The organism is Bacillus sp. 17RED48, assembly GCF_019837545.1.
Taxonomy (GTDB): Bacteria; Bacillota; Bacilli; order Bacillales; family Bacillaceae_G; genus Bacillus_A; species Bacillus_A wiedmannii.
On record NZ_JADAXG010000003.1, the window covers coordinates 520,885 to 546,963 of the forward strand.

The 26,079-nt window shown below is 36.0% G+C and carries 22 protein-coding genes and 1 pseudogene; 17 read left to right on the forward strand and 6 right to left on the reverse strand.

The features are described from left to right. Positions 1–131: 131 nt before the first annotated feature. Complete coding sequence (locus ILT06_RS15525) at positions 132–1,577, forward strand: L,D-transpeptidase family protein (protein ID WP_064475799.1); 1,446 nt, start codon at positions 132–134, stop codon at positions 1,575–1,577. Between the two features lie 329 nt (positions 1,578–1,906). Then, positions 1,907–2,122, forward strand: a complete 216-nt coding sequence (locus tag ILT06_RS15530) for a hypothetical protein (RefSeq protein WP_064475798.1) — start codon at positions 1,907–1,909, stop codon at positions 2,120–2,122. Positions 2,123–2,299: 177 nt separating this feature from the next. Here ILT06_RS15530 and ILT06_RS15535 read toward each other — a convergent pair whose 3' ends face one another. Then, entirely contained in the window at positions 2,300–3,673 is a 1,374-nt protein-coding gene (locus ILT06_RS15535; RefSeq protein ID WP_088047174.1) for a sensor histidine kinase, read from the reverse strand. After that, positions 3,670–4,344: a response regulator transcription factor gene (locus ILT06_RS15540; RefSeq protein WP_001264519.1), complete on the reverse strand. Its 675-nt coding sequence runs from the start codon at positions 4,342–4,344 to the stop codon at positions 3,670–3,672. The genes ILT06_RS15535 and ILT06_RS15540 overlap by 4 nt, the downstream gene beginning before the upstream one ends. A gap of 176 nt (positions 4,345–4,520) precedes the next feature. Between ILT06_RS15540 and ILT06_RS15545 the strand changes: the two genes are divergently transcribed. The 10 genes and pseudogenes from ILT06_RS15545 (at position 4,521) to ILT06_RS15590 (ending at position 16,145) form a co-directional block, all read left to right on the forward strand. Then, entirely contained in the window at positions 4,521–4,991 is a 471-nt protein-coding gene (locus ILT06_RS15545) for a hypothetical protein (protein ID WP_001233665.1), read from the forward strand. 20 nt (positions 4,992–5,011) lie between these two features. Next, positions 5,012–5,335 (forward strand): PepSY domain-containing protein, encoded by a 324-nt coding sequence (locus tag ILT06_RS15550; protein WP_064475795.1) that lies wholly within the window; start codon positions 5,012–5,014, stop codon positions 5,333–5,335. Between the two features lie 624 nt (positions 5,336–5,959). After that, a complete protein-coding gene (locus ILT06_RS15555) occupies positions 5,960–6,526 on the forward strand; it encodes a TetR/AcrR family transcriptional regulator (RefSeq protein ID WP_064475794.1) in 567 nt (188 codons plus the stop codon). Positions 6,527–6,584: 58 nt separating this feature from the next. Next, on the forward strand, positions 6,585–8,441 hold the full coding sequence (locus ILT06_RS15560) for an alpha/beta fold hydrolase (RefSeq protein ID WP_098110709.1): 1,857 nt from the start codon (positions 6,585–6,587) through the stop codon (positions 8,439–8,441). A gap of 678 nt (positions 8,442–9,119) precedes the next feature. Continuing rightward, positions 9,120–10,289, forward strand: a complete 1,170-nt coding sequence (locus tag ILT06_RS15565) for a serine hydrolase domain-containing protein (RefSeq protein ID WP_222655269.1) — start codon at positions 9,120–9,122, stop codon at positions 10,287–10,289. 649 nt (positions 10,290–10,938) lie between these two features. After that, positions 10,939–11,109 carry a hypothetical protein gene (locus ILT06_RS15570; RefSeq protein WP_222655323.1) on the forward strand — a complete coding sequence of 57 codons (171 nt, stop codon included), beginning with the start codon at positions 10,939–10,941 and terminating at the stop codon, positions 11,107–11,109. A 69-nt stretch (positions 11,110–11,178) separates the two neighbouring features. Further along, positions 11,179–12,345 carry a serine hydrolase domain-containing protein gene (locus ILT06_RS15575; RefSeq protein WP_222655270.1) on the forward strand — a complete coding sequence of 389 codons (1,167 nt, stop codon included), beginning with the start codon at positions 11,179–11,181 and terminating at the stop codon, positions 12,343–12,345. Positions 12,346–12,438: 93 nt separating this feature from the next. Further along, on the forward strand, positions 12,439–14,523 hold the full coding sequence (locus ILT06_RS15580; RefSeq protein WP_098103029.1) for a serine hydrolase domain-containing protein: 2,085 nt from the start codon (positions 12,439–12,441) through the stop codon (positions 14,521–14,523). A 222-nt stretch (positions 14,524–14,745) separates the two neighbouring features. Then, a pseudogene (locus ILT06_RS33070) lies at positions 14,746–14,982 on the forward strand (S-layer homology domain-containing protein); the annotation flags it as partial. Between the two features lie 503 nt (positions 14,983–15,485). Then, complete coding sequence (locus ILT06_RS15590) at positions 15,486–16,145, forward strand: protein kinase family protein (protein ID WP_142315078.1); 660 nt, start codon at positions 15,486–15,488, stop codon at positions 16,143–16,145. Positions 16,146–16,292: 147 nt separating this feature from the next. Here the strand turns inward: ILT06_RS15590 and ILT06_RS15595 are convergent, their stop codons facing one another. From ILT06_RS15595 to ILT06_RS15605, 3 genes are all read right to left on the reverse strand, one after another. Continuing rightward, on the reverse strand, positions 16,293–16,490 hold the full coding sequence (locus ILT06_RS15595) for a hypothetical protein (RefSeq protein ID WP_240368453.1): 198 nt from the start codon (positions 16,488–16,490) through the stop codon (positions 16,293–16,295). A gap of 33 nt (positions 16,491–16,523) precedes the next feature. Next, a complete protein-coding gene (locus tag ILT06_RS15600; RefSeq protein WP_064475787.1) occupies positions 16,524–16,889 on the reverse strand; it encodes a hypothetical protein in 366 nt (121 codons plus the stop codon). A gap of 116 nt (positions 16,890–17,005) precedes the next feature. Then, entirely contained in the window at positions 17,006–17,374 is a 369-nt protein-coding gene (locus ILT06_RS15605) for a hypothetical protein (RefSeq protein ID WP_222655321.1), read from the reverse strand. A 356-nt stretch (positions 17,375–17,730) separates the two neighbouring features. Between ILT06_RS15605 and ILT06_RS15610 the strand changes: the two genes are divergently transcribed. From ILT06_RS15610 to ILT06_RS15620, 3 genes are all read left to right on the forward strand, one after another. Next, entirely contained in the window at positions 17,731–17,892 is a 162-nt protein-coding gene (locus ILT06_RS15610; RefSeq protein ID WP_000441003.1) for a hypothetical protein, read from the forward strand. A 300-nt stretch (positions 17,893–18,192) separates the two neighbouring features. Then, positions 18,193–18,579, forward strand: coding sequence for a DUF1259 domain-containing protein (locus ILT06_RS15615; protein WP_141669126.1), 387 nt, complete (start codon positions 18,193–18,195; stop codon positions 18,577–18,579). Between the two features lie 287 nt (positions 18,580–18,866). Further along, positions 18,867–19,457: a YwbE family protein gene (locus ILT06_RS15620; RefSeq protein ID WP_222655271.1), complete on the forward strand. Its 591-nt coding sequence runs from the start codon at positions 18,867–18,869 to the stop codon at positions 19,455–19,457. A gap of 277 nt (positions 19,458–19,734) precedes the next feature. On the opposite strand, the gene ILT06_RS15625 is transcribed toward ILT06_RS15620, so the two are convergent. Next, the gene (locus ILT06_RS15625) at positions 19,735–20,262 is read right to left on the reverse strand and encodes a hypothetical protein (protein WP_222655272.1); all 528 of its coding nucleotides are present in this window, start codon (positions 20,260–20,262) and stop codon (positions 19,735–19,737) included. Between the two features lie 467 nt (positions 20,263–20,729). Here ILT06_RS15625 and ILT06_RS15630 point away from each other — a divergent pair, with 467 nt between their 5' ends. Both ILT06_RS15630 and cypD read left to right on the forward strand, forming a co-directional pair. Continuing rightward, the gene (locus tag ILT06_RS15630; protein ID WP_064475783.1) at positions 20,730–22,208 is read left to right on the forward strand and encodes a DHA2 family efflux MFS transporter permease subunit; all 1,479 of its coding nucleotides are present in this window, start codon (positions 20,730–20,732) and stop codon (positions 22,206–22,208) included. Positions 22,209–22,713: 505 nt separating this feature from the next. Beyond that, positions 22,714–25,911 carry a bifunctional P-450/NADPH--P450 reductase gene (gene cypD / locus ILT06_RS15635; protein ID WP_098103026.1) on the forward strand — a complete coding sequence of 1,066 codons (3,198 nt, stop codon included), beginning with the start codon at positions 22,714–22,716 and terminating at the stop codon, positions 25,909–25,911. Positions 25,912–26,079: the final 168 nt, after the last annotated feature.

Sequence of the window (26,079 nt, forward strand, 5' to 3'; positions counted from 1 at the left end):
AATCTAACTTTAATCGATTAAAGTTAGATGAAACTGGTAAAAAACAATGAAATTTCAGGGAAAATAAGGTACACTAATCAATGGTTTTGGTTTAAAATCAATTGACGTTTATGTATACGGGGGAAAGATTGATGAACAACAATACAGTAAATGAATCTGTGGAAGAAGTTGAGAAAAAACGGGTAAGATCGAGAAAACGTTTTACAAATTGGAAGCTAATCGCTGCGGGTGGCGGTGTAATTGCACTTCTTATTGGAGGAATGAGTTATTATCAGGCAACTCACTTCAATTCGAATGTTACGATTAACGATACAAAAGTCGGTGGTTTGAGCGCTGATCAGGCAATACAGAAGTTAAAAACATCGGGACTAGCAAATAAAGTCTATATTGATCAACAACAAATTTTAGATGAACAAGATACAAAAACGGAACTGACAGAAAACGATTTGCCACAGGTTAAGAAACTATTAAAAAGCCAGTGGACATTTTTCCCTTCCGCAAAGGACAAAGATTATTCATTGCTACCGAAAGAAGCGGATCAGTATCGTAGTGAAACGATGAAAAAACTTGTAGAAGAAAAGCTTGTTTCTATGAATGAAAAATTAAAAGCGCCTCAAGATGCTATGGCGAAGCTCGAACAAGGAAAAGTTGTTATTTCGAAGAGCGTTGATGGAAAACAGTATGACGTTAAGAATCTACTAAAAGATTACGACAAGCAGAAGCATAAAAGCGAAATTCATCTAAAGTCTACATACATACAGCCTATTAAAGAAGACGATCCGATTATCAAAAAAGAAGAGAAAGCATTACAAAATCTTCTTCAGCAGTCTGTTGATTATAAAGTGCAGGATGAAGTGTACTCATTAAAAGCGAAAGATTTAATTCAAAATGCCTCTATGTCAAAGGATATGAAAGTGACAATCGATGCGAGCGACATTAAAAATAAGGTTGCTGAAATTAATAAGGCTAAATCTACATTACATAAAGACTTCGCTTTTAAAACACATTCGGGTTCGGTTATATCAGTAAAAGGACAAGGATACGGCTGGGCACTAGATGTGGAAAAAGAAACAAAACAAGTTCAACAAGCCTTTGAGAAAGGCGAAAAATCGCTTTCTGCTTCTAATATTCACGGGAATGGTTGGGAGAAGGAAGGAATCGGCTATAAAACAACATCGAATAATGGCATCGGAGATACATATGCAGAAGTTTCCATTGCAGATCAGCAAATTTGGATTTATAAAGATGGGAAATTAGTCGTCACAACAAATGTAGTAACGGGTAAACATAGCACGAGTGAAGATACATCACCAGGTGTGTGGTACGTTCTATATAAACGAACACCATACACGCTGAAAGGAAGCGCAGTAGGGAAAGCTGATTATGCAGTTAAAGTAGATTACTGGGTTCCATTCACAAATAGTGGTCAAGGATTCCATGATGCAGGCTGGCGAAAAGACTGGGGAAATAATGCTTATTTAACAGGGGGATCAGGTGGGTGTGTAAACCTTCTGCCTAACGTTGCAAAAACTGTATATGATAGTTTGAACACGTATGATCCAGTTATTGTGTACTAGAAAATAGGTACGTATCAAGAAATAAGGCAGGAAATTTTACTTGATGGTATATGAAAAAACACCTCTTGAATTCGCATGCGAAGTATGTAAATTCAATGGAGGTGTTTTTTGTTTGGAAACAAGAGTTCATTGCCTGTAAGAAACAAAGTAGGAAGAGGTTGAAGTGAAGAAACAGATATTCAAACAGTCAATAAAATTGACATTGAATATCATTTTCACTTATTATGTAATCATTGCATTTAATTAGACATGACTTTTTTATTAATATAATAGATTTTTAATAAGGTGTCCCATTTAAGAATTTAAACGTAGGAAAGGGTAATATAAAAATGAACTGGAAAAAAGGCGGATTATGGATTATTATTTTTTTCATTGTAAAAGGTACGATTTCTACACTTTTAATTGTTACAGGTGCTAAATATTTTGATTTATCATTTATGCAACTTTTCGTACTAATACTGATCTTATTACTGATTTCTCTCATAAGCCGAAAATTGCTGCATAAACATAAACAAAACAAAAAGCAAAAAGAGCTAAATATATAATAAAACCCCAGAGACCTTTGGATTTCTGGGGTTTTATTTCGATATCTTTTCCATATGCATATCAACTTAACAGAACGGGTTGTCAAAAATGATAAAATCAATGCTGTTTAAAATGCGTCGTTTACTTTTATATAAGGATTGAAGAATCTTTATTCTGGAGCTATAAACATTCATACATTATGCTCGTTTTTCAATTGGTAGTTTAAAGGTAAAAGTACTGCCTTCTCCTAATTTACTTTCAACTGTAATTTCTCCTCCGTGTAGTTCGACAATCCATTTTACCATCGACAATCCTAAACCTGTATTTCCGATGTTTGAAGATGTTCGTGCCGCGTCAACTCGATAGAAGCGGTCCCATATTTTCGTAATATGTTGCTCGCTGATGCCTATGCCATTATCGGAGACTTTACCTATTATGTTGGTTTCATCACGGAACAGTTGCATATGCACAGTGCCGTTCGCTTTGCTATAAGCAATCGCATTCGTTAGTAAATTCATTAATAAACGCATCATCAATGTTTGATCTGCTTTCATAAACAAGTCTTCCTCTATATGAGTTGTGATATCAATCGAAGCTTCTTGAACCATTAATGAAAGCTCTTCTACAACGATTTCCGTTAATTCACTCATATTGATACATTCAAATTGGAAAGTATTATGGTTTCCTTGGTCAGCTCTTGCTAATAATAAGAGTTGGGATAGAAGCGTGGACATTTTACGTGATTGCTTTAAAATTACTTCTAACGATTCTTCCATTTCTTTCGGATTATTCCTCTGTGATAAAGCGTATTCGCATTGCGAAATAATAACAGATGTTGGTGTTCTTAATTCATGAGATGCGTCAGATGTAAATTGTTTTTCACTTTCAAATGATGTCTCTAATCGCTCAAACATTTTGTCAAAGGTTTGTGCTAAATGATACATTTCGTCTTTCGGTGAACCTTGTAAATGAATTCTCTTCGAAAGGTCTTTACCATCACCAATTTTACTAGCTGAATCACTCATTTGTTGTACAGGTCGAAACGCTCTTTGCGTAATAAAATATCCTCCCACTGCGGCAATGAGAATAAGTAATGGAAATGAGATGAGTGTTACCACAATAAGCGTATTCATCGTTGATGATAATTGGTTCATAGTCATTATTCCACGAACCCAGACTTGCTCATCGCCGCCTGCATTATGGAGAAAATCATAGACTATCCATTCTTTATTACCGTCTTTAATGGTTTGTATTTCATCGGATTTAAGCGATATCTTTTTATTAAAGCTTGTTGGACTATTTCCTGCCAGCAGCTCACCTTGTTTATTATAAATGATGATATTTACTCCATCTTCTATGGGTTCAAAATCATCGTCCATCTTTAATTGTCCATGCTTATATTCGATATCTTCAATACTTTCTTTTACTGTACTCTTCAATTGATCTTTCATATTAAAAAGCAAAACTTTATCTGAAGAAGTTAAAATAAAAGCTAACACGAGTGCCATAATAATTACAATTAGCCCTGTATACCACAGGGTTACTCTCATTTTGATTGATAGTCTTTTCATGATTCTACTCGCAATACGTAACCAGTTCCTCGTACTGTATGAATTAACTTCGTTTCAAACTGGCTATCAATTTTTTTACGAAGATAGCGGACGTAAACATCAATAATATTCGAGCCACCTTCATAGTCGTAATTCCACACATGTTGCTCAATTTTATCTCGTGTGAGCACAACTTCTTTATTACGAATCATATATTCTAAAATAGCAAATTCTTTACTGGAAAGAGTGATAATCTGATCTCCTCTTGTTACTTTATGCATATTGCAATCTACCACTAGGTCAGCGATTTCAAACACATTAGATGTGTTTCCTGTATTTCTTCGCATTAACACTCGAATTCTTGCTAACAGTTCATCAAAAGCAAACGGCTTTACTAAATAATCATCCGCACCTAAGTCGAGTCCTGTTACGCGATCATCAATTGTATCTTTAGCTGTAAGAAGCAAGACAGGAGTTGTATGATTATCCGCGCGTAATCTTTGTAATACTTGTAAACCATCTATTCCAGGAATCATAATGTCAAGCACAATCAAATCGTACGTAGCCATATTTATATAATCCAAGGCATCTTCGCCATTCCCGCATGCATCGACACTATAATGTTCTGCATTTAATCGTTTTACTAATATATTTTGTAAGTCTTGTTCATCTTCGACAATAAGAACTCGCATTAACATTCTCCTTTTCTTCTTATTAATATGTATCAGTATAATTCCAAAACATTAAAGAAAGATTAGAAACTATTTAATTATATCATTTTATTTTTTTGTACATTAATCTTCCTTTAATGTTTGTTCAGTAATATAAAGGCAAGGATAAGGTGCACATGTAAAGGGAGGAAAACAGAATGAGAAAGTGGATGTTGATTGGAGCAATGTCTTGTTTATTCTTAACAGCTTGTTCTACTCAAGCTGATAACAATACAGAAGTACAACAACTGAAAGTGGAAAATGATACATTGCAAAAAGAAAGTGCTCAACTACAACAAGAACCAAACAAAACAGGGCCTGCTACGAATGACACGAAGCAAATACAAGATTTCAAAAACGAAGTCACATCTATCGTTGAAAAGGCAAATAACACGAAACCAGTTGGAGCAAAAGAAGAAAACTTAAATACGTACTTAGCAGCAAAAAAAGAAATTGATCAATTAGATGACAAGATAGATCTATCTGATAATCAGCTAGAAGCAGATTATCACGCTGGAACGATAACTGTTGAACAATATGAAACGCAAGAAAGAGAACACGATATATTGGAAGATCAATTAGAGCAAGCAGAAAATGCACTTGAAACAAGATTTGGAATAGATGATTAATCATGAAGGAGTGGATGAAAATGTTAAAACATAAAAAGAAAATAATGATAAGTGTAATTGCTATTTTAGTAAGTGGTATTGCTATTGTTGGTGGATATTATGGTATGGGTTACAATTATGCGAAAAAGAATGAAAACTACACAGAGAAACAAGTTCGTGAAATTTCTTTAGCTCATACAAAGGGAGAAATTATTAATGTGAAAAAAGAATTCGAATTAGAAGATGACAACTTAGCACAATCTACATTTGAATATGAAATGGAAATTAAGACACCTGATAATTTGTTAAATATTTTAAAGGTTAGTGCTAGAACAGGTACAATAGAAATCGATAAAGAAGATTAAAAAAATATCGACAAATAAAATATCGTATATTTGAAAAAATTCAGGCTAAGCAAAAATAAAATAAGCTGCCCATATGGACAGCTTATTTACACAATACTTGTTATCGGTAGCGAAGAAAAAGACGAATCCCTAATTTCACAAGGGAATCGTCTTTTTTTGTTCTATGGATCTATGCATTTCCTTATACATTTCTATCCTGCCGCGGTTTTAGGTTTCTTGTCTGTTATTGGATTAACCAAAAAACTGTATAAAATCTTGTATACTCTTAGTGTTGTTTTTTCCGAAATTCTGGCGGTACCCCATCACCATCAAGCTAATATTTTCATATCCTCCTAAATTAAAATTTTCTTTCTCTACAGATAGTTATTCTGAGAAGCAGCTCATTTTTTCGTTTTGGGGGAATTTCTTTTTCTTAAGTTGATGGGCATGTATGGTGCCCCCTATTAGACGATAGTGAATTAACAATTTCGGGGTTCAGTTCAACTTTATTCAAAATAAGAATTTTTTGCAGTAAAATCAATGTTAGTGGAACTTTTTTAATCAAACTTTTTTCTAAATTAACATAAATACTTGCAACATTTAAATTAGTACTATATAGTTCTAGTTATGACAAAGGTAAAATTAATGAATCAAAAACGTGTGATTGAAGTAGCTGCAACATTATTTTTAGAAAAAGGGTTTGCTTATACAAGTATGGATGAATTAGTACGTGTAAGCAAAGTTTCAAAGTCTAATGTGTATTATCACTTTTCTAATAAGGAAGTATTATTAGAAGGGGTCGTTGATTATTGGATTGAAATGTATCAATCTGCAATTGATGACGTACTTTCTCAGAACCAATTTTTAGTTGAAGATCGTATCCAACTGTTTTTAAAGCAATTATCACAAGGAGTTCAGTCGAGAGAGTATAAGGGGAGCTGTCCATTTATTACTCTTTATATTCAAAGTCCTACACAGGCCACGCAAATAAAAGAAAAAATAGGTCTTTTTTTTACAGAATTACAAAAGAAAGTTTCTCTATTACTTAAACAAGGGGTAGAGAATGGGGAATTCAGAAATACGATTAATATTGATGAGGTTGCATCACTTTTTATTACAAATCTTGAAGGAGCGTTATTTATTTCAGAAACATTGAAGGATGCAACTGTAATCACGAAAACAGCAGATAATTTTTTAAACTTGCTTCGATAAAAGAAGCTTTTTTTTTACATCGAATTAGTACTAAATAGTACTAAAAAGGAGATTTTATATGAGAACAGTATTTTTAATTGGTGGAACAGGCTTTATTGGAAAGCAATTAGTGAAAGAATTAGCCAAAGAGGATGTTAAAATTCTTCTTTTAGTGAGGTCGAAAAGTAAAGCAACACGCATTTTTCAAGAAAGAGGCATCTTAAAAAAGGCAGTTATGCACTTTATTGAAGGTGATTTGACGAAAATAGATTTAGGCCTAAGTGCTGAAGATAAGGAGAGGATATTGAAAACGGATGTGATTATTCACGCAGGAGGCCCCATGGATATTCAAGTGACAAGTAAAGATGCAGCGTCCGTATTTTTAAATGGTGCCAAACATATTAGTGAATTAGCTAAAAGTATTCATCAATTGAAGGGCTTGCAACAATTTATTCATGTTGTAGGTTATATGAGTCCCTTTGATGATAAAAATAGCAAGATTGCAATTGATGTGTTTAAAGAAGGAAACAATTATTTGAAAATAAAAAATCCATATGAGAGAACAAAATTTTTAGCAGATCTTTATATCCGTCACCAGGCATCAGCAGTAGGTTATCCGCTTTCTGTAATTAATCCGCCAACTGTAGTAGGTAGTAGTAAAACAGGGAGTACAGAGCAGATAGCAGGATTAGGTTTGCTTGTGATGAGTATGCGAAGAGGGCTCATGCCAGTGATTCCTGGAGGTAAGGGATATAGGTTACCACTTATTTCAAACGATGAGCTTGCGAAGTTTATTGTGCAGGTTTTCAGATTGGAGCAACCGACTATTCAAACATTTACACTTGTTGAAGACAAACAGCACGATCAGAACATTGCTGAATTATTAAGTATTATGTCGGAAAGTATGAATATGAGGGCACCAAAAATCTCTGTCCCAATGCCACTTATGAAAGCAATTATGAATAGTGGAGTAAGTAAAATAACAAAAATTCCTTCTGATGGACTAAATTTTATTACAAAACGAAAATTTTCAAATGTTTCAGCGAAAAAAATTATGGGAGGAGATTGGTTTAAGAAGACGAGTGTAATGAAATTTTTCCCTGCCGTAGTAGCTGATCTGGATTATCGAATGATGTATCAAAATGGCCAGCATAATCATTTATTTAAACGAACATTATGCGATAACACTACCCTTTACCAATTACAAGGAGAGGGTAAACCGTTTATTTTATTACATGGTTTATTGAGTGATGGAGAGGATTTATTTCCTTTAGCACAAGAGCTTCATGAAAAAACTGGTCAACCTGTATGGATCTTGGATCTTCCAGGTTTGGGACGTTCTCCTTTTAAACGAGAGAAAAATCTTCTAGATATCTATTTGAATGTAGTGAAAAAGTTATTGGAGAAAGCTACTAATGGTGCACATCTAATTGGCCATTCATTCGGTGCGTTTATTCTTCTGGAAGCATTGGTACAAGAGTACATAGATAAGAAGTATTCAATCACTTTACTTCAGCCACCTGTTGCTAAAAAAAATGCTAAATCGCTAAATGTTCCTCGATTTATGAACAAATGGACATTAAAATTGGCAACTGCTAATTTGATAGAGCGTTATTTATTAAGTAATGGTTTGTTTGAAAGTACGGAGAGCATCCCTGGACATTATATTGAAAAAATAATTAACAGTTTTACTTCTCCTAGAATTTTAAATACTACGGTTCAGCTTAACAGTTTACTACTTAAAAACGATCAAGGTGATTTCAATGAAGTAACAAAGTATAATCTTCACATTATTTGGGGGGATTATGACAGAGGCTATTCTGCTCCATCGCATCTTGGTAAGGTTGATTTTGTTCCATATGGCCATCATTTTCCTCTTAGCCATCCGAGTGAAACGGCAACATTAGTAATAAAAAATAGTAATACTAGCAGATGAGAGTGTGGGATAAATAAAAAGTGTGTAGTAAGATCGTTGTGTCTTTGAAATAAAATTGCACTGTTTGGGGTCCCACCCATACCCATTAACTTAAGAAAAGTAAACACCCCTAAAACAAAAAATGAACTGACTTCTCAGAATAACTAACTGTAGAGAAAGAAAAATTTCATTTAGTAGGTACTTCAAAACCTTAGCTTGATTGCGATGGGGTCACCATATCAAAAAAAGAAAATTGTGCGTATAGACATATTTTTCAACCGCTTCCTGTACGTTAAGGGACTCGTTATTTTTTTTACAGTTTTTTATTATGAAATTCTAAATAACTAATTATAATAGGCGAAAAAAACGATCAATAGTTGGGTTACGGAAAGGATTCGAAATTACATTCTTTCTCAATACATATTATGGATAAATAAAGTAAAATATGGGTTGGGGTTATGTCTCATGTTGTGTTAATCCTAACAATAACTAAGGGTACATAATATGCTTTCATACCTTTGAATAATTTTGTTATAGGAGGGGATGGAGATTTAAATGGCTCGAATTGTTGGTATTGATAGATACCTTTGTACTGGGGCTTTAATCTATATGCGTGAGGGCCTTTCCCTAAGTCTTGTCAGGAAGTAAGGAACAGTAGGCAAACACTTATACAATATGAATAGAGGAGAGGAATGCCTTATGAAAATACGTAGTCAAATTACATGTGCAAGTTTGGCCCTTTTAATAGCTGGAAGTTCCCTGTTATATACAACACCAACCTCAATTGTAAAAGCAGAGCCCACTCAAAATGTATCTAGTTCGTTACAAACAAATACTCAACGAGATCGTACTTCCGTCAAGCAAGCAATGCGGGATACATTACAACTTGGATACCCGGGGATACTTGCTAAAACTTCTGAGGGTGGAAAAACGTGGGGGTATGCCGCTGGAATAGCGGATCTGAGAACCAAGAAACTAATGAAAACAGATTTTCGCTTTCGCATTGGGAGTGTGACGAAGACGTTCACTGCAACAGTTGTACTTCAATTAGCTGGAGAGAATCGCCTGAATCTAGACGACTACATCGAAGACTGGTTGCCTGGTGTCATTCAAGGAAATGGATATGATGGTAACAAGATTACTATACGGCATATATTGAACCATACAAGTGGTATCGCTGAATACTCAAGGTCAAAAGACGCTGATTTTACGGATACAAAAAAATCGTATACGGCTGAAGAGTTAGTGAAGATGGGGGTTTCTCTGCCTCCAGACTTTGCCCCAGGAAAGGGCTGGTCTTATTCAAACACAGGATACGTATTACTGGGCATTCTTATTGAAAAAGTAACCAGAAACAGCTATGCGGAAGAGATTGAAAATCGGATTATTGAACCACTTGAATTGTCGAATACATTCCTACCAGGAAATTCAAGTGTTATTCCAGGCACTAACCATGCCCGTGGATATGTCCAACCAGACGGAGCAAGTGAGCTAAAAGACGTTACTTATTATAACCCAAGTGCAGGTAGCTCTGCTGGAGATATGATTTCTACTGCTGACGACTTAAACAAATTCTTCTCTTACTTGCTCGGTGGCAAATTACTGAAGGAACAGCAACTAAAACAAATGCTTACTACAGTTCCTACAGGAAAAGAAGGAATCGATGGATATGGTCTTGGAATCTATGAAACTAAGCTTCCAAGCGGTGTCTCGATATGGGGACACACAGGTGGCATTCTAGGATTTACTACTCTTGTTGGAGGTAAACTTGGAGGCAAGCATACGTTGGTCGTCAATTGGAATAGTTTGGGTAGAACTGATAGTCCTAATCCTTTTAAAAATATTTTACTTGCTGAATTTAGCAAGTAGGAAAAAAGGAAGAAATTTATCGTAGTTTTCATAGTTAAAAATATACTTTTCTGGTTCAAAAGCCCCAACTTATTTTCAAGACAAATTTGGGGCTTTTTTGTTTTCGTGGCGTTTATTCTCCTTAAGTTGATGGATGGGGGGGAGCACCACATTACTATCAAGCTAAGGTATTAATATATCTCCTAAATGAACATTTTCTTTTTCTACAGGTAGTTACTTTGAGAAGGTAGTTTATTTTTCTTAAGCTGATGGATATGGAGTATCCATCAGCTTAAGAAAAATAAATTTTGACTTAAAAACAAGTGATTTTAACAACGTTAGGAGTGTTTCATGCAGCACAATGTCATTTGTTTTGTATTGCAAGAAGAAAAATTACATTAGAAAAGAGCCAGAATACATCCTGTTAAGGGTAAATCGAATCTTAATATTTAAAAGGATGGAAAAAAGAAACACAGAAGTAAAAACTTCTGTGTTTCTTTTTGATTAATATATTTACTGAACTTTCCGGCACAGATGCTCCTTCTATCCTATTATAAAAGCGATTTTGAACGTAAGTAATTTGTAAGAAATGGGTAAGAAAAAAGAAATTTTCATTGTGTATGATAAAAATATAAAGAGGCGTGAAAGGCGGAACAGATATGACTTATATATGAAAAACAGACCAGTAACAAGACTGTTTCAAGGAAAAGAAGTAATTTATGTGGTTAACATATATGTAGAAAAAGAGGGATTTATCCAGGACAGAATGGCGTTTGTAAAAATAATAATTATGAAGATGATTACGAATTCAATGTTGACTTTTTTTCTTTGGTGGAGATGATAGCTGTGTGGTTAATACGAAATAGCAAGAAACCACCTATACAATATGAATAGAGGAGAGGAATGCCCAATGAAAACACGTAGTCAAATTACATGTGCAAGTCTTGCCCTTTTAGTAGCTGGAGGTTCCCTGTTTTATACAACTCCAACCTCAAGTGTAAAAGCAGAGTCCATTCAAAATGTATCTAGTTCGTTACAAACAAGCAACCAAAGAGATCAAAATTCCGTCAAAGAGGCAATGTGGGATACATTGAAACTTGGATATCCAGGGATACTTGCTAAAGTTTCTAAGGGTGGAAAAACATGGAGTTATGCAGCTGGGGTAGCGGATCTAAGTACCAAGAAACCAATGAAAACAGATTTTCGATTCCGAATTGGCAGCTTGACAAAGACGTTCACTGCAACAGTTATACTTCAATTAGCAGGAGAAAACAGCTTGAATCTAGACGATTCTATTGAAAAATGGTTGCCTAGTGTCATTCAAGGAAATGGATATGATGATAAACAGATTACTATCCGGCAATTATTGAACCACACAAGTGGTATCGCTAATTACACAGGGTCAAAGGATTTTAATATCATGGATACAAAAAAATCTTATACTGCTGAAGAATTAGTAAAGATGGGAATATCCATGCCTCCAGATTTTGCTCCAGGAAAGAGCTGGTCGTATTCAAATACAGGATACGTATTACTAGGGATTCTTATTGAAAAAGTAACTGGTAACAGCTATGCGGAAGAAATTGAAAATCGAATTATTGAACCACTTGAATTATCGAATACATTCTTACCCGGAAATTCAAGCGTTATTCCAGGAACCAAACATGCCCGTGGATATATCCAATTAGACAGAGCAAGTGAGCCAAAAGATGTTACTGATTATAACCCAAGTATGGGGAGCTCGGCCGGAGATATGATTTCTACAGCTGATGATTTAAACAAATTCTTCTCTTATTTACTTGGGGGTAAATTACTGAAAGAACAGGAACTAAAGCAAATGCTTACAACAGTCCCTACAGGAATAGATGAACTTGGCGATTCCGGGCTTGGAATTTTCAAAATGAAGCTTTCAAATGGTGTATCGATATGGGGGCATGGAGGAACCATTCCTGGATTTTTAACTTTTGCTGGGGGCACACTTGGAGGCAAGCATACATTGGCCGTGAATTTGAACAGCCTTAAAGCTGATAGTCCTGATCCTTTTAAAAATATTTTACTTGCTGAATTTAGCAAGTAGGCCAAAAGAAAGAACGGATAATTTTTATCATATTTTCATAGTTAAACAAATAAATGATGAAATTGATTACTTATCTAAGGAGGCAATTCCCTCATGAAAAATAAACTAACTGGTGTATTAGCCGCTACATTAGCGCTAACTATGATTCTACCAACAGGGGCGAAAGCATTTTCTGACAGTAAGACTACAGTTGTATCTAACGCAGAAGTAGCTAGCCAAGAGCTGAAGAAATTTGCAGCAGAGAAGGCTGCGCTACTCACGAAGTCCCATGGGACGACTAGCGTGCAGTATGCGCTAATTGATAATGGCAAGCTTACTTTGTCGGGGCAGGCTGGAAAGAACGATATGGAAGGGGAACAGCCACTAACCAAAGATACTCTATACGGGATTGGTTCAGTCAGTAAAATGTATGCAACAGCGGCTGTAATGAAATTGGTCGACGAAGGAAAAGTCGATTTGGATGCTCCTGTGGTCAACTATGTTCCTGATTTTAAGATGAAAGATGGGCGGTACAAACGCATTACTCCGCGTATGTTGTTGAATCACTCCTCCGGCTTGCAAGGTTCCACGTTAAGTAATGCATTTTTATTTAACGATAATGATACCTATTCCCATGATTTCTTGTTGCAGCAATTGTCCAACCAGAGCCTGAAAGCAGACCCTGGTGCGTTCTCGGTATACTGCAACGATGGCTTTACGCTGGCCGAAATTTTGGTGGAAAGAGTCAGCGGTATGAGCTTTACCGAATTTCTACATCAACGGTTTACAGAACCCTTAAAGATGAATCATACAAAAACGCCACAGGACAAATGGAGAGACGAAAAGCGGGCTGGACTTTATTTTCCGGCGTACCAAGGGCAGCTTCCAATTGAATCGGTGAATGTGATTGGTACGGGAGGGGTCTCTTCCACAGCAGAAGATATGGTACGATTCTCACAATTATTTATGGGACAGGGAAAAGGGATCCTCTCTGATAAGGTAGTCAAGGCGATGGAGCAAGAGGAATATAAAAAAGGAATGTGGCCGGGGGATGGAGATAATATTTTTAACTATGGTCTTGGCTGGGATAGTGTGAAACTATACCCATTCAGTGAATATGGGATAAGAGGCTTGGCTAAAGGCGGCGACACGGCACTGCAACATGCTATACTGGTTGTGCTTCCAGAACAGAAAATGGCAGCGGCTGTGTTGTCATCCGGTGGACGAAGCTCTACAAATCAACTGCTGGCAACAGAATTGCTGCTCGCCGTGCTTAAAGAGAAGGGTACAATTAAGAACATCAAGCCGAACAAATCTTTTGGCAAGCCGGTCAAGGTCAAGATGCCTCAAGACGTGGCAAAGAAAGCGGGCTTTTATGGCAATAGCGAAACTCATTTCAAAATTGAAATTACGAAGAATGGAGAACTGTTCTTACCATCTAATCGAGAAGAAAAATATGTATATACTGCGGATGGAAGCTTTATTAATGAGAAGGGTACTTCTAAGCTCAACTTTGTCACCGAGAAGAATGGAAGAACTTATTTGAGGGAGAGCACATATAAATCGACACCAGACTTAGGGCAAGGTGCGATGACTCACTATTTAGCCGAGAAACTAGAAGACAATGTGCTATCGAAGAAAACCGCTGCCGCATGGGCGAAGCGGGAAGGTGTCAAGTTCTATCTGGTGAATGAGAAATTTAGTTCTATTGAATATCTCGTACAACCGAAACTTATTACCACACAAATTACTCGTAAGGAAGGCCTGGCGGGCTATTGGGAGGGCAGAAAAATTACAGGTCCGAACACCGCGACGCATCAGCTCCAGATCCCCGTGATGAATGGCCGTGATACGATGGAAACGCATTTCTATACAGAAGGCGGTAATGAATATATGGAAATGGCCGGGTTGTTATACGTAAGTGGAGCCAACGTAAAACCACTCGATGCTGGCCAATCATCCAAAGTTACGCTGCAAGCAAATGGGCATGCTAAATGGTTTACGATCCCGCAAGCGGCAGTAGGAAAAATGATGACCGTGACATTGCCATCGAAGGGTGCGTTCGCGGTGTATGATGAGAATGGAGTATGCGTCAACTTTACCATCGTGAGCGGCAATAACAAAGTAAAACTGCCGAAGAATGGAACGGTTGTAATTGCTGGGGCACCGAACTCAGAATTTGCAATTACGTTGAACTAGCTACAATTCAAGATGGACTTCAACAAAACCAGTACGACATAGGAACGGTGTTTTGCTGGTTTTGTTTGTATTTACGTATTATCTTTAAGAAGAGAATTTCAACGAATAATATCACGCTCAAACTCTGCAAAAACAGCTATCATACTAATTCAGGGCAATCATCATTTGCTCCATTAATCTTCTTGATGTAAATACGTTCGCAGCCGGTATTATGATGTACAAGCCCTATACGATACAGGAATTATCGGAGGTGTTTCAGCTACTAAGTTTACGCCATATGGCACACTCACACGTCAACAGGCTGCACTTATGTTAGAACGAACTCTAGAATATCTAGGTGTAGAAAAAGAGTCAAATATAGGGCCCTACCATATCGCTATCAAGCTAAGAAAAGTAAATACCCCCAGAACGATAATTTTGTGTTTTGTACAGCGCCGAGGTTCATTTTTAACGTTTTGAGGAAACCTTTTTTGTTAGGTTTATAGACATGTGGTGTTAACAACATAAACAATGTTTTAGATTATAAAATAGAGTACTAAGCATCCGATTTGAAAGCAGACATCCCTGAATCATAATTTTTATGGAAGTGAAAATTCTTTTTGTCACCCAGGCGCAGGAGGATCATTTTGTTTTGCCGATCCAGATGAAAAGTTAGGTTATGCTTATGGGGAAACATGGATTTGCATGACCAATGAACGAAGAGAACTTGCACTAAGAAAAGCTCTTATACGGCTGCCTCTGAAAAAATGAAAATACGTAAAAATAGTTGGGGATATTTTTATGTTGTACGGTTTTTGGCTATGAATAGTGGAATAAATATTAAGTATTCAACAGTTCAAATAAAACGAGTCATCTTTTTATTTTAAGAAAAAAGATGACTCATTTTATGCTAAAATTCACTTAGTGTATATTTTCGTTAAAATGTGGGTGGGCCCCCTTTTAGCAAAACCGGAGTGGAAATGATGAGTATAAACAGTTTTGTGAGATTGATAAAGGATGAATTATTAAAAGAGGTAAGCATAAGAAGTGAGGATGAATTTGAGCCTGTAGTAGTTAAAGATATTCCTAGACTTTGGAAGTGTTTAGGGATAGGTAATTATGCCGCAGTATTTATGCACAAAGAATACAAAGATTGGGTAGTGAAAGTTTACGCACGAGAAGGAGAAGGAATTGAAAAAGAATCAGAAGTATACCGAAGAATTGGAAACCATCCTTCTTATTCGAAGCTTATATATAAAGGAGAAAATTTCATAGTATTGAAACGTTTAAAAGAAATTACTTTATACGATGCCCTTCATAAGGGGATTAAAATTCCTAAGCAGGTGATCTTTGATATCAATGAAGCTTTAGAGTATGCAAGGGAACAAGGATTAACTCCTTGTGACGTTCACGGGAAAAATGTGATGATGGAAAACGGAAGGGGATATGTAGTCGATGTATCTGATTTCTTAAAAACAAAAGAAGATAGTAAGTGGAGAGACCTAGAAAAGGCATATTTTATATTTTATTTGCCTTTCATTTATAATTTTCCTTTCCCTATTAAAATACCGTATTTTATGTTAAACATTGTTAGACGTTCGTATAGAAAATATAAGAAGCTTAAAAAGAAATTCAATTTGTAAAAGGACCACATACTTATCTTTAGGTTAGATAAGTGAACGACTAGTAAACAAAAGGACCGTACATTTTAGATATGTCTAATATGTACGGTCCTAATTTTATAACTTCATGAAGTAATCAGTAAGTTTTACATTTTCTTTTTCACGCAATTACTTATTTTTTTCTTCAAGCCCTTTATTCTTTTTTCTCTCTCTTTTCAATTCTTCTTTTAAGAGAAGCAATGAAGGCATTTTGATTGTTCTCGTTTTATTTAAATCTAGAGTCCACAAATAATTTTTCTTGTTGATTTCGCAAGAATTGATGCGTTCTTTGAGTTCTGTATGGTTATACAGTGTGGTTTTACTCACTCCGGCTTCTTTCTGTCACACTCTTGAAGTTAATTATATTTTTCTACGTACTAAATAAAAAGATAAGGCCCCCATAATAACAGGTGCAACGAAATCAAAGAAATGGGAAAAATTAAAAGGAAAAAGAAAAAGAAATGGTATAAGTGTATAGATAACTGCTTGTCCTATAAATACAGGAATTCCAAATTGAAATTCTCTACATCGTTTGATTTTCCTGTATAACACTTCCCCAATTAGACAGGCTACAAGAGCCGGTATACTACCATAAGTGACGATCGTTTTAATGAATCCTAATACAACGTTCGGGTGAATAAAGCTAGGATGAGAAATATATGAAATCAAGAACCATCCAAAAATAAAAGCAAACAGACTTGCAGCATAACTAATTACAAATTTCATCAACGTTAATCATCCTCACAGTTTTCTAATATTAACTCCATTGTATGACATGAAATCCTATTATTGGTAGCGAGAAAAAAGCGGATCCCTACTCTAAAAAGCATCCACTCATCCTTCTATACTTGTTTTATTTTCTTTGCTCTAGCAAACTTCCAAAAAGCTGCAAGTAGTATGAGCAGTGGAATTCCCTGAATAAAGAGAAATCCTCCCAAAAAATAAAGTGCACGACTAACTAGAGGAGGGGCTGTTGCCGACTCACCCGCAAAATAAGCCCCATAATTAGCCGCTACACCTGCATAATCAGCTATCCCACCTATAAGAAAAGCCGCTGGACTTATGATTAGATTTATCCCTAAACAGATCATTATTGAAGATAGGTTTTTAGCCTTAATTTTTGGTGAAACAGACAAGAAAAATAAGAATATTGCAGTGCCGTTTATAAGAAGTAGTGTTATTACAAAAAAAATCCCATAATATCCCTCCATAATTTTAATTGTACCATCAGCAAGGACAACTTTTTGTAAATTTGGATGAATAGGATCTTCATGTGAGGTTAACATAACGTCTCATTAACAGTAGTCAATGATGCATATAATTTTCGTTTTTGCTTTCTTTTCTGAGCTGGATAGCGGTGGGGTGAGTCATAAATTGTGGAACACATTCTTAAGTTATTTAATATGAAAAAATGAAATTCTCCTTCTGTAATTCATTCAAAGGGTTCAATCTTCGCATCTTATGAATTCCCTGAAAGTACTAAACTTAAGCAAAAAATTAACCATCCTATGCAAGAAAGTTTAGATAGCTAAAAGCATATGTTTTATTGAAAGGATGTGATTGAATTATGGAAAGGCCGAATTGGGGAATTGGAGGATTAGTATTTGTTGGCTGCATGTTTCTTGGCGGAGGAGTGGGATCTATATTAGGTGATACTCATGCTGGATGGCTAATAGGGATGGGTGCTGGATTTATTGGGATGGCTTTAACGAGACTGATCAGAAAGTAATATAACGGGATTCTTCTTCGAGTAAATAAGGAAATATGTATGTAAGTAATTCATGGTATAAGAGCTCTATAAATTATAGTTAGAACCTTCTCTTTTCTAAATTTCTCCATACATAGATATGATTCTCAAGTCGGAGGATGGCACCTTAGGGTGTTTTTTTGTGCTCTCTAAAAATGCCTTACCATATAATAGACTTCGTTAGATTTCGATAATATTTTTTGTAATAGAATAGATTCATTACCGTTTCAGACCTAAGTATTCATTCATAACCTAACAGTAAAAGGGGGGATGATTCAAGGTATGGCGTTTTATGATGAATTAATCTGTCAACAGTTTGCGAGAATTATAGGTGGCCAAGAAGGGTTCGCCGGTGGAAAATGCGTGGCTACAATAAATCGGGATGAAATACAAGCAACTATCTTAGGAAAACGTTTTAGAGTAACAACTTCCTTCTCATTCGAATCACGAGATAATAAAACTGGACGAGCATTATGTTTAGGCAGGGTAGCGCTCTTGCAAAGAGAAGTCAATGGGTTTGTTGCTACAATTATTAAACAAGGAATAATCGTTTCGTCTATACACAATGAGTGGTTATGTGATGAGCCGAATTTAATTTACGTTAATATCGAAGACGTTGATGATCCGCTAAGCTTCGCAAGGAAAGTTAGAAAAGCGTTATGCAATTAACCAATTTATTTAGTTGAATGAGCGATATAAAAGGATCTTTAATTGAAAGATCCTTTTATACATAAGATGAAGGTTTTTCTTTGTATTTCATTAATTAAGTTTAATTGACTAGCAAACGAACGTAATTCCTGTGCACGAATCGATATAATAATTTCCGCTTTTATTGTAGTGTCAGTCTTTTAGTAGAAATTAAATATTTACGACAAATTTTGACAAATAAATACATATATTTTTGTTATGCTATGAAAGTTATTAATTTGTAATGTATATATAGGAGGATTTTTTTAATGTTAAAGAAATTGTTATTATGTGTACTTATGAGCTTGTGTGTAATGGCTTTAAGTGCTTGTAAAGGTGATGAAGAAAAATTAAAAGTAGCAGAGGATGAGCAAAAAATAGATGAAGATAAAAAAGTAGCGGAAGAAGAGCAACAAAGAGCAGAGGAAGAAAAGCGTAAACAAGAGGAACAACAAAGAGTAGAGGAAGAAAAGCGTAAACAAGAAGAACAACAAAGAGTAGAAGAAGAGAAGCGTAAGCAAGAAGAGCAACAAAGAGCAGAGGAAGAAAAACGTAAGCAAGAAGAGCAACAAAGAGTAGAAGAAAAACGTAAACAAGAAAAGCAGAAGACTCAGCAAGAACAGTCTATACAACAAGAGAGAACACAAAAACAAGAAAAAACAACACAAGCAACAGGTGGGAAACCAACAAGATCACAAATTTCAGTTGGTTCACATGTAGTTATTCAATTGGATAATGACTATAGTAAAACTGTAAGTGGTGTTGTGAAAGACATTTTGACGCATAGTGAAACACATCCGTACGGAATTAAAGTTCGATTACAAGATGGACAAATTGGCCGTGTTCAAAGTGTTAACTAGTGAAAAAAGATTTGAATACTTTTCAAATAAATAAACGCTACAAAAAACCGGTTCTTTCGTAAAGGAACCGGTTTTTTTTGTAGCGTTTTGCTTATCGGATGAAATTTGCGTTTTGTTGATGTCACCACACCTCTATCAAGTTATCACATACAAGGTAATAGATGTTTTTATAATTTGAAAGGAGAGGGAACGAACTTGGAGGGAGTATGGGAAGCGTACAATAAATACATTGAGGGGGCATGTTTGAGCTATGGACCTATCCTCCCGTTCTAATTAACTAAAAGAAGAACTTTCCCATACCGATTAGACTACTAAGCATCCCGATTCCATTCATGGTTCCTTTTCCTACTGTCAATAAGTTTCCAAGCATTCCTGGCTGACCGTTACCTCCGTTATTCCCCCATCCCATGGGACTTATCTGTCCTCCCCATCCTGGAGAATTCCCCAAAATACCCCAGTTATTATTGGTATTAAAATGAAAAGGCTTGGCTGGCGGCGATAGTAAAGCGGCAAGATGACCTTGTAATGGAGCCCAATTAGCAGGATATCCATGGGGCATCATCCCTGCATAATGGATTGGCTGACCTAAAGAGAAGGGAGGGGGCTCGGGATTGAAACCCGTATAATTGGCTGGTGAATCCCAACCAAATGGATAGACTCGACAACTCCAATTCTCAGGAACCTTCAGACCATCCATTCCCTGAGCTTTAATTATTTGAGGTTGTGAATATAATGATGACATTGAAATTTGGTTATTATATTGCTCCCCGTTTCCATTTGAATTCAAATACCAATATTGGTGCATAAGCTTATTCCCCTCACTTTAAAAATGTAATGTTAGACTTAGCCTATGTAATATTCCTTTTTATGGATGGTTACATATCTAGATTTACAAGCCTGTATTGAAAGGAATGGGTGTGTGGTCATATTTATCCCGCTATTTGTGGGCATAAGACACCACCTCAAAATTAAGTGAAAGCGGCTGCCTGTAAAAGAACCACTGATTCAAGTGTCACTTTATTTTAGAAGGGTATTTTCAGTCGCTCCTTTTGTTTAATTCAGCCTAATTTAATTTTGGTTAACAAACGCGTTTATAAAGGTTTAATCAACAAAAAAAATTTAACATGTTATGTCGAGCAAGTAGAATTACTAAAAAGAGAATATCCATTCAAAGAGTTTGGCAAAATACTGAAAGGATAATGTATTCTTATGCAGATATACAAACGATTTAAACGAATCAATGGAATTTATAATGAAGGGGCAAATGAATATATGAGTGAAACATTACATAAAAGAAAGCCACCATATTTAATGCTTGTAATCCTTTTTATTGGAGCATTTGTTTCATTTCTAAATAACTCGCTTTTAAATGTTGCTTTGCCATCAATAATGAAGGATTTAGACATTAAAGATTATTCGACGATCCAGTGGCTTTCTACAGGGTATATGCTTGTAAGTGGTATATTAATTCCGGCCTCAGCATTTTTAATAACCCGCTTCTCCAATAGGAGCTTATTTATTACATCTATGTTAATTTTTATTCTTGGTACGGCCTTAGCGGCTTTAGCGCCGAACTTTAGTTTATTACTTACTGGTCGGATGGTTCAAGCAGCAGGTTCTTCAGTCATGGGGCCTTTGTTAATGAATATTATGCTAGTAAGCTTTCCAAGAGAAAAAAGGGGAACAGCGATGGGGATTTTTGGATTAGTTATGATTACGGCACCAGCAATTGGACCGACACTATCGGGTTATATTGTAGAGTATTATGACTGGCGTTTGCTTTTTGAAATGATTTTACCGTTAGCAATCATTAGCTTACTGTTAGGGATTTGGAAATCAGAGAATGTCATGAGACAAAACAAAAATGCAAAACTTGATTATCTCTCATTACTATTATCTTCTATCGGTTTTGGCGGTTTGTTATATGGATTCAGTTCTGCAAGTTCCGATGGTTGGACGAATAAAGTTGTTTTAACAACCTTAATCATAGGCGCTATTTCCCTAATCGCTTTCATTATCCGTCAATTAAAAATGAATGAACCGTTATTGGATTTACGTGTTTACAAGTACCCAATGTTTGCACTTGCGTCTGTAATTGCGATTGTTAACGCAGTGGCCATGTTTTCGGGTATGATTTTAACACCAGCTTATGTACAAAACGTCCGCGGTATTTCGCCGCTGAGCTCTGGGCTGATGATGCTTCCAGGTGCGGTAATAATGGGGGTTATGTCACCAATTACAGGTAAACTATTTGATAAATACGGCCCTCGGATTCTTGGTATAGTAGGACTTTCCATTACAGCTGTTTCAACTTATATGCTAGCAAACCTGCAACTCGACTCTAGTCACACACATATTATTCTTATTTACACACTGCGGATGTTTGGGATGGCGATGGTGATGATGCCACTTATGACAAACGGCCTTAATCAATTGCCAACTCGCTTAAATCCGCACGGTACAGCTGTTAATAATACAGCTCAACAAGTGTCCGGTTCGATTGGTACTGCTATCCTTGTTACGATTATGAATTCGGTAACAAAAACAAAAGCTGAAAGTCTAATGGCTGATGTAGATCCAACAACCTTCACAGAAGCTACGAAGGCAATGTTAACTCAGAAGGCTTTATTATCTGGAATTCAATATTCATTTTATGTAGCGCTTGGCATGAATATTGTTGCACTACTATTAGTTTTTTTCGTTAAACGTGTAGATACAAGCGCGGAAGCTGTCGAGAGGTTAAATCGGTAGAGTAAAATAAAACTTTAGATCATGATTCCTCTAAGTTTTTACTGTTTAGTTAGACTATGAAGAAATGCAAATTTCTGCCGCTAAGGCGCTGGTATTTAAATCTGGAAAAGAATCAGTGAAATAATTATATATAGTAAAAGGGATCTGATATTCATATCAGATCCTTTTTCATTAGCAACACAGTATACTTACTTATCGTATTTGTTTGAATTGACATTAGAAACTACTGGTTTTCCCAATACTACAATCTTTAGCTCTCAATTTCTGATAAACATTATAATAATACGCTTCATTTTAATTTAGTATTTTCTCTGCAAGTTATAAATGTAATAGCAACAAACAATTTAGATTACCAACTTTATAAGCAATATCATAATCGTGAATAGTTAGGGAAAAGATAAAATAAGGTAATCAATTACATATCTTTATCCCAGGCGATTCATTGCTATCTTCTTTTTATTGAATGGGATATTTTATTTCATGTTTTTTTGAAAGGGTGTTTTTAATGGAAAAAAAAGTATCTGCCATTCCTCAACCGAAAACATATGGATTGCTGGGGAATCTCCCACTAATCGATAAAGATAAACCGACCCTATCCTTTATCAAGATAGCGGAAGAGTATGGTCCCATTTTTCAAATTCAAACTTTAAGTGATACCATCATTGTCGTTTCTGGACATGAACTGGTAGCAGAAGTCTGTGACGAAACACGGTTCGATAAAAGTATAGAGGGTGCTTTAGCAAAAGTTCGTGCCTTTGCTGGAGATGGATTATTTACAAGCGAGACTCAAGAGCCTAACTGGAAAAAAGCTCATAATATTTTGATGCCTACATTCAGCCAACGAGCAATGAAAGATTATCATGCTATGATGGTCGATATTGCCGTACAACTCGTTCAAAAATGGGCACGGCTTAATCCGAATGAAAACGTAGATGTTCCGGAGGATATGACTCGCCTTACATTGGATACAATTGGTCTATGTGGTTTTAATTATCGATTTAATAGCTATTATCGTGAGACCCCTCATCCTTTTATTACTAGCATGAGCCGTGCTCTAGATGAGGCAATGCACCAATTACAGCGGCTGGATATAGAAGATAAACTCATGTGGAGAACGAAACGTCAATTTCAGCATGATATTCAATCTATGTTTTCTTTAGTAGATAATATTATTGCTGAACGTAAAAGTAGTGGAAATCAGGAAGAAAATGATTTACTTTCCCGTATGTTAAATGTGCAGGATCCGGAAACTGGTGAAAAATTAGATGATGAAAATATTCGTTTCCAAATTATCACTTTTTTAATAGCTGGGCATGAAACAACAAGTGGATTATTATCTTTTGCAATCTATTTTTTATTAAAGAATCCAGATAAATTGAAAAAAGCTTATGAAGAAGTAGATCGGGTTTTAACAGATCCCACTCCAACATACCAACAAGTTATGAAATTAAAGTATATCCGGATGATTTTAAATGAATCGCTACGTCTATGGCCTACTGCTCCAGCATTCAGTCTCTATGCAAAAGAGGATACAGTGATTGGTGGGAAATATCCTATTAAGAAAGGAGAAGATCGTATTTCTGTTCTTATTCCACAGCTACATAGGGATAAAGACGCGTGGGGAGACAATGTGGAAGAATTCCAACCTGAACGATTTGAAGAGCTGGATAAGATTCCCCATCATGCTTATAAGCCATTTGGAAATGGTCAACGAGCATGTATCGGTATGCAGTTTGCACTTCATGAAGCCACACTCGTAATGGGAATGCTTCTTCAACATTTTGAATTCATCGATTATCAAGACTATCAGCTGGACGTAAAACAAACATTAACGCTAAAGCCTGGTGATTTTAAAATTAGGATTCTACCCCGAAAACAAACTATTAGCCATACTACTGTTCTTGCGCCTATCGAGGAGAAACTGAAAAACCATGAAATCGAACAGCAAGTTCAGAAAACTCCTTCTATTATTGGAGCCGATAATCTTTCGCTTCTTGTTCTGTATGGATCGGATACAGGGGTAGCGGAAGGTATTGCAAGAGAACTAGCAGATACAGCTAGTTTAGAAGGTGTTCAAACGGAAGTGGTAGCTCTTAACGATCGAATTGGAAGTCTGCCAAAAGAAGGGGCGGTTCTTATTGTAACTTCTTCTTATAATGGAAAACCACCAAGTAATGCAGGGCAGTTTGTGCAATGGTTGGAGGAATTAAAACCGGATGAGCTAAAAGGTGTTCAATACGCAGTTTTTGGTTGTGGAGATCATAATTGGGCTAGTACTTATCAGCGGATTCCAAGATACATTGATGAGCAAATGGCTCAAAAAGGAGCAACAAGATTTTCTACACGTGGAGAAGCGGATGCAAGTGGTGATTTCGAGGAACAACTTGAGCAATGGAAACAAAGTATGTGGTCTGATGCGATGAAGGCATTTGGATTGGAACTTAACAAAAACATTGAGAAAGAACGTAGTACATTAAGTTTACAATTTGTTAGTCGTCTTGGAGGATCTCCTCTTGCACGAACATATGAAGCAGTTTATGCATCTATACTAGAAAATCGTGAACTTCAATCATCTAGCAGTGAAAGAAGCACGCGACATATTGAGATATCCTTGCCAGTAGGTGCTACGTATCAAGAAGGTGACCACCTTGGGGTGCTGCCAATTAATAGTGAGAAAAATGTCAACCGAATTTTAAAACGCTTTGGATTAAATGGGAAGGATCAAGTCATATTGAGTGCAAGTGGACGAAGTGTAAATCACATACCTTTAGACAGTCCTGTTAGTTTATTTGACCTTCTTAGTTATAGTGTAGAAATTCAAGAAGCAGCTACTCGAGCACAAATACGAGAAATGGTGACATTTACAGCATGCCCTCCTCATAAAAAGGAATTGGAATCATTATTGGAAGAGGGAGTTTATCATGAACAAATATTAAAGAAACGTATGTCAATGTTGGATCTTCTTGAAAAGTATGAGGCTTGTGAAATCCGATTTGAACGCTTTTTAGAACTTCTTCCTGCGCTCAAACCGCGTTACTATTCTATTTCAAGCTCTCCACTCGTTGCACAGGATCGTCTGAGCATTACGGTTGGTGTTGTTAATGCACCTGCATGGAGTGGGGTAGGGACATATGAAGGAGTCGCTTCTAATTATTTAGCTCAGCGTCATAATAAAGACGAGATTATCTGTTTCATTCGAACGCCACAATCAAACTTTCAATTACCTGAAAATCCAGAAACACCAATTATCATGGTTGGACCAGGTACTGGAATTGCACCATTCCGTGGATTCTTGCAAGCGCGTCGTGTTCAAAAGCAAAAAGGTATTAACTTAGGACAAGCACATCTATATTTTGGTTGTCGTCATCCTGAAAAGGATTATCTCTATCGTACAGAACTAGAAAATGATGAAAGAGATGGATTAATCTCTTTACACACAGCTTTTTCTCGCTTAGAAGGATATCCTAAAACATATGTACAGCATTTAATAAAACAAGATAGAATCAATTTAATTTCGTTATTAGATAATGGGGCTCATCTTTATATATGTGGTGATGGAAGTAAAATGGCTCCTGACGTAGAAGACACCCTTTGTCAAGCATATCAAGAAATTCATGAAGTCAGTGAACAAGAAGCAAGGAATTGGTTGGATCGTGTGCAAGAAGAAGGGCGATATGGAAAAGATGTTTGGGCTGGTATATGAATTTTTCTTAATTAGATAAGTAATATGTAACGAATGAACTTCTTTCGAATAAGTGTTAATTAAAAATAAAAAAATCCCGTATTTTTATTGAATACGGGATTTTCTTATTTTTAATAAGCGGGACTGATACCGTAGAAAAAGAAAAAATCTCATATGAAATCAAAGCTA

Bases quoted from the DNA above. Each gene is read 5' to 3' on its own strand.
- ILT06_RS15525 (WP_064475799.1), top strand. From the start codon at position 132: ATGAACAACAATACAGTAAATGAATCTGTGGAAGAAGTTGAGAAAAAA.
- ILT06_RS15530 (WP_064475798.1), top strand. From the start codon at position 1,907: ATGAACTGGAAAAAAGGCGGATTATGGATTATTATTTTTTTCATTGTA.
- ILT06_RS15535 (WP_088047174.1), bottom strand. From the start codon at position 3,673: ATGAAAAGACTATCAATCAAAATGAGAGTAACCCTGTGGTATACAGGG.
- ILT06_RS15540 (WP_001264519.1), bottom strand. From the start codon at position 4,344: ATGCGAGTTCTTATTGTCGAAGATGAACAAGACTTACAAAATATATTA.
- ILT06_RS15545 (WP_001233665.1), top strand. From the start codon at position 4,521: ATGAGAAAGTGGATGTTGATTGGAGCAATGTCTTGTTTATTCTTAACA.
- ILT06_RS15550 (WP_064475795.1), top strand. From the start codon at position 5,012: ATGTTAAAACATAAAAAGAAAATAATGATAAGTGTAATTGCTATTTTA.
- ILT06_RS15555 (WP_064475794.1), top strand. From the start codon at position 5,960: ATGAATCAAAAACGTGTGATTGAAGTAGCTGCAACATTATTTTTAGAA.
- ILT06_RS15560 (WP_098110709.1), top strand. From the start codon at position 6,585: ATGAGAACAGTATTTTTAATTGGTGGAACAGGCTTTATTGGAAAGCAA.
- ILT06_RS15565 (WP_222655269.1), top strand. From the start codon at position 9,120: ATGAAAATACGTAGTCAAATTACATGTGCAAGTTTGGCCCTTTTAATA.
- ILT06_RS15570 (WP_222655323.1), top strand. From the start codon at position 10,939: ATGAAAAACAGACCAGTAACAAGACTGTTTCAAGGAAAAGAAGTAATT.
- ILT06_RS15575 (WP_222655270.1), top strand. From the start codon at position 11,179: ATGAAAACACGTAGTCAAATTACATGTGCAAGTCTTGCCCTTTTAGTA.
- ILT06_RS15580 (WP_098103029.1), top strand. From the start codon at position 12,439: ATGAAAAATAAACTAACTGGTGTATTAGCCGCTACATTAGCGCTAACT.
- ILT06_RS15590 (WP_142315078.1), top strand. From the start codon at position 15,486: ATGAGTATAAACAGTTTTGTGAGATTGATAAAGGATGAATTATTAAAA.
- ILT06_RS15600 (WP_064475787.1), bottom strand. From the start codon at position 16,889: ATGAAATTTGTAATTAGTTATGCTGCAAGTCTGTTTGCTTTTATTTTT.
- ILT06_RS15605 (WP_222655321.1), bottom strand. From the start codon at position 17,374: ATGGAGGGATATTATGGGATTTTTTTTGTAATAACACTACTTCTTATA.
- ILT06_RS15610 (WP_000441003.1), top strand. From the start codon at position 17,731: ATGGAAAGGCCGAATTGGGGAATTGGAGGATTAGTATTTGTTGGCTGC.
- ILT06_RS15615 (WP_141669126.1), top strand. From the start codon at position 18,193: ATGGCGTTTTATGATGAATTAATCTGTCAACAGTTTGCGAGAATTATA.
- ILT06_RS15620 (WP_222655271.1), top strand. From the start codon at position 18,867: ATGTTAAAGAAATTGTTATTATGTGTACTTATGAGCTTGTGTGTAATG.
- ILT06_RS15625 (WP_222655272.1), bottom strand. From the start codon at position 20,262: ATGCACCAATATTGGTATTTGAATTCAAATGGAAACGGGGAGCAATAT.
- ILT06_RS15630 (WP_064475783.1), top strand. From the start codon at position 20,730: ATGAGTGAAACATTACATAAAAGAAAGCCACCATATTTAATGCTTGTA.
- cypD (WP_098103026.1), top strand. From the start codon at position 22,714: ATGGAAAAAAAAGTATCTGCCATTCCTCAACCGAAAACATATGGATTG.